This window comes from Pseudoduganella sp. RAF53_2 (assembly GCF_052113985.1).
Lineage (GTDB): Bacteria > Pseudomonadota > Gammaproteobacteria > Burkholderiales > Burkholderiaceae_D > Rugamonas.
Window position 1 is genome coordinate 1 of the sequence record NZ_JBFRDW010000377.1, and the last position, 5,821, is coordinate 5,821.

Genomic DNA, 5,821 nt, shown 5'->3' on the forward strand with positions numbered 1-5,821 from the left:
CTGCCAGACTGAACCGCGTTGGCTCATGGTCCGAACCAGGCTCCGATTGAATCGCTGAGGCCAGAACCGGATCGGTCGGTGCCAGTATTGCTCCCAACAAGACAGCGGCGCCAAGCGGCAAGCCCAATCCAAACATCCCGACAACAGCAATCAGGCCGACCGTCAACGCCATCGACACGAAGGCCAACCGATATGGCGCAATCCATCGGTGGTCTAGCATTGGCACCTCGAGCTTCAAGCCAACAGAAAATAATGAGATCAGCAGTGCGACTTCCGTCATTAACTCGAGCGTCGCAGCATGTGCAATCGGCGCCAGGTCGATGACAGCAATCCCGTACGGGCCGAGCAACACGCCAAGCCCTAGATATATCATTGCGCCGCTGAGCGGCAGGCGCGATACCAACGTCCCAATGAGCATCATTGCGATCAGGATCAAGCCAGCCAAGAGTGCCCAAGTGGCGTTCGACATTGCAGATCTCCATTAGAAGTGCGCTCTGAATCTCTCCTCGATACTGTCATCAGTCGGCTCCGGGCCAACGCGTCGAAGATCGAAACGCCAGTGCCCCACCAGTCCCGCGTAAATATCCCGCGCGGCGATTGCGTAGGCTGACCATCAAGACAAGGCCGCCGTGAGATCGGCGGCAGACCTCCAGCTAATCCGCATGGTTTCCAGCGAACCAGGCGACGCGAAGCGTTTGGGGCGCTGGTCAGTACATCTACGAAGCAGGTCACGCAAAACGGCTAGTTTGAATGCAACACAGTGTTGCTGAGGAACATATGTGCGCAGCGTCGTCTCGGATCATGTCACCATAGATGCCGCAAACAATGTTTCACTATCCGGCGAGCGTAACCAGTTCGGCTCTGCGAAGCTGATCACCTTGGTGCCGAAACGATTCAGGATCAAACGCAAATGATTTCAAGGGCTCACTTCGCGGCGACACGTCGAACCGCTTACATCGCACAGATCCCGCGGTGAGTGCAGTAGCGCCGCTGCAGTATAGATGTTTGCCAAATATTACGCGCTTTCTCTCGCGGACTTGATTCACGCTTGCTGGCCCGCGGAAGACAGTTGCCATTCTTGAGCGTACACTGAAGTCAGCACAACACCGTTAATCCATCCACATGGAAAAAGATTCGCCCGCCATTGATCTCGCATTAGTTCACTCGACCAAATGCCAGCAATTACTGGAGGAGGAAGAATTGAATGAGGCGATACGCGACTGCATTGCGCAAGGGATCGAACCGCCGCTTCCGCCATGTGACAAGCTAACCCCAGATTACGCGCATTGCGTGGAGGCGGCGAAGGCATCCTTATCGGACTATGGTTGGTGGAAGAAACGGCTAAAGCTCCAAAGCGCCCGCACGGGCAGCGGCCGCGTGATGGGCCAATATCACTCGTGATGGAGCGCTGGGCATGGCTGCACCACTGCGCTGTTTGCCAATCATCCTTGCTGTCCAACGCACCATCTCTTGTCCGGCCCAGGCGATATTTTCAGAATCAGTGACGCATCATGGCGCGTCTGGTTCCGACCTGACTTTGTCGATCGATCATTCGCATCGCCCATTACGTCTCTTGCCGCACAGACTAGGGAAGAACCTTGCGTTATAAGCAAGTTACCTAGTTTTGTCGGGAGTCTGTTATGAAGCTGCTTATCATGTTGTGTTCAGCCATCGCCGTCTTGAGCGGCTGCGTCATCTCGCCACTTTACGGAGTCGACGGCAGGGATCATGCCAGAGGCCACGAGCGGAGGGACCGTGACGAAAGTCGCTACTACCTCAATCGTGATCGGGACAGCAGCGACCGCCATGCTGAACCCTATCGAAACTGACCAAGCGCTCGCTGCCAAAGAAAGACTGGCCTCCATTTGGCAGCCGCGGCGAGCACCACGTCCGAGGGCCCACAGGCAACCGCCTACTGCCCACCCTTTTTTCTAAGGATCTATCGGCTTGCCGACACCGCTTTGATTTGCACCAGCACCCACAGCAAAGCACCCCATAAGTCATCAGGAGCCTACAGCCGGGGGACAGAGCCGGGCCCTAACCTTCCACAGGAAATTCCTTGTAGGGATTGGTCGCACTAGCGCAGGCCGTCACCGTAGCAATGGGATGTTCGTGTTTCGCGGCCGACGCTGCGATCTGGTCAAGCTGCTGTGGTGGGATGGTGATGGCCTGTGCCTGTTCGCCAAACGCCTCGAGCGTGGCCGCTTCATCTGGCCGCAAGCAAGCAATGGCAGCGTGGCGTTGACACAGGCGCAGTTATCCATGCTGTTGGAAGGCATCGACTGGCGCCGCCCACAACGTAGCTGGCGCTCCACAGCGGCCTTATAAACATGACATCAGCCGCGTAAACTGGGCCACATGCTCAACGCCGCCGACCTGCCCAACGATATTGCCGCCCTCAAGGCGTTGCTGCTGGCCAGCGAAGCGCGCGCCGTGCAGAGTGAAACCCGAGCGGCACAAAGCGAGGCGCGCGTGGCATACCTGGCCGCCGAACTTTCCACGCGCACAGCGGAAATCGAACACCTGAAGCTGGTGCTGGCCAAACTCAGGCGCATGCAGTTCGGCCGTTCTTCCGAAAAACTGGATCAACAGATCGAACAGCTGGAATTAAAGCTCGAAGACCTTGAAACAGAGGAAGCTGTCGCCGAGGTGCAAGCGCCACTGGAATTGGCGCCGCGTAAAAAAGCCGAGCGCAAGCCGCTGCCGCCACATTTGCCGCGAGAAGAACGCGTGTCCCAACCCGCCAGCACAGCCTGCCCTGAGTGTGGCGGCAAGCTCAAGCACCTGGGCGAAGATGTTTCGGAGCAGCTGGAGTATGTGCCGGCAAGTTTTCGTGTAATTCGCCACGTGCGGCCAAAGCTGGCATGCAGCTGCTGCGATGTCATCGTGCAGGCACCGGCTGCCAGTCGTCCCATTGCTCGTGGCCTGCCTGGCCCCGGCCTGCTGGCGCATGTGCTGGTCGCGAAATTTGCCGATCACCTGCCGCTTTACCGCCAAAGCACGATCTACGCTCGCGAAGGTGTGGAACTGGAGCGCGGTCTCTTGGCCAGCTGGGTCGGCGCCAGCAGCGCGCTGCTGCGCCCACTGGTCGATGCATTGCGTGGTCATGTCTTTGCTGCCACCAAACTGCATGCCGACGATACGCCATTGCCGGTGCTTGCGCCCGGCAACGGCAAGACTCGCACGGCTCGCCTGTGGACCTACGTGCGCGACGACCGCGACAGCGGCGATAGCACACCGCCGGCGGTCTGGTTCGCGTATTCGCCCGATCGCAAAGGCGAACATCCGCAAGCTCACTTGGCTGGATTTAGCGGCGTATTGCAGGCTGATGCTTATGCTGGCTTCAACGCCGTCTACGATAGCGGCCGTGTAGCCGAAGCAGCTTGCTGGGCGCATGCGCGCCGGAAGTTTTATGACCTGCATGCGGCGCGCCCATCGGCACTAACTACCGAGGCACTGCGCCGCATCGGTGAACTATACGCAATCGAAGAAACCATTCGAGGTAAGCCGCCCGACGAACGCAGTGCCGTAAGACGACTACAATCTCGACCGCTGCTCGATGACTTCGAGCGATGGTTACGCAAGGCGCTTGAAACATTATCACGCAAGTCCGACACGGCAGCCGCGATTTTGTACGCGCTCAAACTCTGGCCAGCGCTAACGCGCTACGTCAGTGATGGGCGCATCGAGATCGATAACTCAGCTGCTGAGCGTGCACTGCGCGGTGTGGCACTGGGGCGGCGAAATTTCCTGTTTGCCGGCGCCGATAGCGGAGGCGAACGCGCAGCCGCTATGTATGGGCTAATCGGAACTGCCCGGCTGAACGGCATCGACCCCGAAGCCTGGTTGCGCCATGTGCTGGCGCACATCGCCGATCACCCCGTGAACCGGGTCGACGACTTCCTGCCCTGGAACTGCGCCGCCAAGCTGGCCGACTGAACTCCGCTTCCCAGCGGTGCGCTGCAAATCATCGCGCCATCATCGATTTCCCTCAAGACGGTACGAAGCAGACGCTTACCGTTCTGGTGCAGCTTGCGCCAATGGAACAGCTGATTTGGATTGACGCCATGCTGGCGTGCCACCATCGATACCGATTTGCCGGGCTCGAGGCTTTCCCTGACCATTGCCAGTTTCTCGTCGCTCGACCAACGCCGCCGGCGTTCCGGCCCCGTCAATACTTCCATCACTTCCTGTTTAGTACTAGTCATGAACACAGTCTTATGCCTACCCGCTATTGTAAGTGGGAAGACGTGTCCGGCGTTTCAGGGGGCTGCTCCAGCACGTCGCATGTGACTCATTTGCAGTGGGTGACTTGTAACAGAGTGACTTTCGACTGGTGGCAGCTACTACTCGGCAGTCTGGTGACAACACACGCGAATATCGTGGCAGTGGCGGTCTCGAGGTTTGGTTTCGATATAAAGCGACCGCCCATACCGCGCCAGCGTCGCTTTAAAGTTGGCGTACTATGAAATTGGTTAAAGGCCCGGCTCACCTGGCGCCAAAGATCGCTTCCGTATTCATCCGTGTTCATTTGCACTCCGACATGACCCAGTACGATTGACCCGCCTTAGCAGCGACAGACTGCGGAGGAGTGCTCTACGCTTCACACGCGGCGATCGCTCTACTTCCCTACTATCATAAGGCGATAACCCCGCTCTGTACGCATGAGATAGCCCCTTGAATTACCAGACACAGTCGATGCTGTATCCTTACGGATAGGAATAAGACTGTGAATATGACTAGTAACAAGCAAACCATCGAAGTCGTGACGGTGACCGAAGAGCGACGCCGACGCTGGTCAGTGCAGGAAAAGGCTGCGCTGGTCAAGGAAACGTATGAGCCTGGCATGAGCGTGTCGCTGGTGGCCCGCAAGCATGGCATCAGTGCCAGTCAATTATTCAACTGGCGCAAGCTTGAGCGCGAAGGCGGCCTGGTCGCCGCGCATTCTGGTGAATCGGTCGTGCCGGCGAGCGAACTGGCAGCGGCACGCGCCCAGATCGCGCAATTACAGCGCATGCTCGGGAAAAAGACAATGGAAGCAGAGATCCTGCGCGAAGCGGTCGAGCTGGCCCGCGAAAAAAAGTGGATTGCGCGCTCACCCTTATTGGACAAGGACGGGCAGTAAAGCCTGTCTGCGTAGCTCTTGGTGTAGCGCGCTCGCACGTGATTGCCCTCCTTGCACGACCTGCGGACTGGATCGACCGGCGTACCGTGGCCAGACTTGATCCGGTCGCCGACGCAATGCTTGTCGACGCCGTACGCGCCGAGATTACGGCACTGCCGACCTATGGCTATCGTCGCGCCGGCGCCCTGGTGAACCGTACGCGCAGCCTGATGGGCCTGCGTCCTGTGAACCACAAGCGCATGTACCGCGTGATGAAAACGCAGGGTTTGCTGCTACCGACGTCGCCTAGGCGTAGTGATAGTGGCCGCGCTCATGATGGCAAAGTGATGGTCGAGGAATCGAACCAGCGCTGGTGCTCCGATGGCTTCGAGATCGCCTGCGACAACAGCGAGGTAGTGACTGGCGTTTTCATGAAGGACTGCTGTGACCGGGAGATCATTGCCTGGCGTGCCTGGATAGGTCGAGGATTGCCTGGTGAGCCGGTGCGCGACATGATGATCGAGGCCGTGGAAGCGCGTTTCGGAAGCACGAACCAACGGGCGATTACTGATCTGCATTGGAAAAATTAGACGCTTCAGAGCGCGAGTTTTTGGTCAATAATTCCTTAGCGGGAGGGTTTGACTATGAAGCGCAAACATTTTCCAGCGGAACAAATCGTGTCCGTGCTGAAGCAGGCCGAATTGGGCATGGCGGTCA

Annotated in this window: 4 protein-coding genes and 2 pseudogenes; 4 read left to right on the forward strand and 2 right to left on the reverse strand. The window is 58.2% G+C overall.

Going from position 1 to position 5,821, the window contains the following annotated elements:
* The coding region (locus AB4Z11_RS20440) for a cation:proton antiporter domain-containing protein (RefSeq protein ID WP_442027285.1) at positions 1–469 on the reverse strand (469 nt) is incomplete at its 3' end.
* 653 nt (positions 470–1,122) lie between these two features.
* Here AB4Z11_RS20440 and AB4Z11_RS20445 point away from each other — a divergent pair.
* The 3 genes from AB4Z11_RS20445 (at position 1,123) to tnpC (ending at position 3,939) form a co-directional block, all read left to right on the forward strand.
* Positions 1,123–1,401 carry a hypothetical protein gene (locus AB4Z11_RS20445; RefSeq protein ID WP_442027287.1) on the forward strand — a complete coding sequence of 93 codons (279 nt, stop codon included), beginning with the start codon at positions 1,123–1,125 and terminating at the stop codon, positions 1,399–1,401.
* Positions 1,402–2,067: 666 nt separating this feature from the next.
* Positions 2,068–2,328, forward strand: coding sequence for an IS66 family insertion sequence element accessory protein TnpB (gene tnpB / locus AB4Z11_RS20450; RefSeq protein ID WP_442027290.1), 261 nt, complete (start codon positions 2,068–2,070; stop codon positions 2,326–2,328).
* Between the two features lie 30 nt (positions 2,329–2,358).
* The gene (gene tnpC, locus AB4Z11_RS20455) at positions 2,359–3,939 is read left to right on the forward strand and encodes an IS66 family transposase (RefSeq protein ID WP_442027288.1); all 1,581 of its coding nucleotides are present in this window, start codon (positions 2,359–2,361) and stop codon (positions 3,937–3,939) included.
* 77 nt (positions 3,940–4,016) lie between these two features.
* Here the strand turns inward: tnpC and AB4Z11_RS20460 are convergent.
* Positions 4,017–4,184: pseudogene (locus AB4Z11_RS20460) on the reverse strand (transposase); the annotation flags it as partial.
* A gap of 551 nt (positions 4,185–4,735) precedes the next feature.
* Here AB4Z11_RS20460 and AB4Z11_RS20465 point away from each other — a divergent pair.
* A pseudogene (locus tag AB4Z11_RS20465) lies at positions 4,736–5,652 on the forward strand (transposase); the annotation flags it as partial.
* Positions 5,653–5,821: the final 169 nt, after the last annotated feature.

What these genes read in the sequence shown, in the direction of transcription:
- AB4Z11_RS20445 (WP_442027287.1), top strand. Translation starts at nt 1,123, where the DNA reads ATGGAAAAAGATTCGCCCGCCATTGATCTCGCATTAGTTCACTCGACC.
- tnpC (WP_442027288.1), top strand. Translation starts at nt 2,359, where the DNA reads ATGCTCAACGCCGCCGACCTGCCCAACGATATTGCCGCCCTCAAGGCG.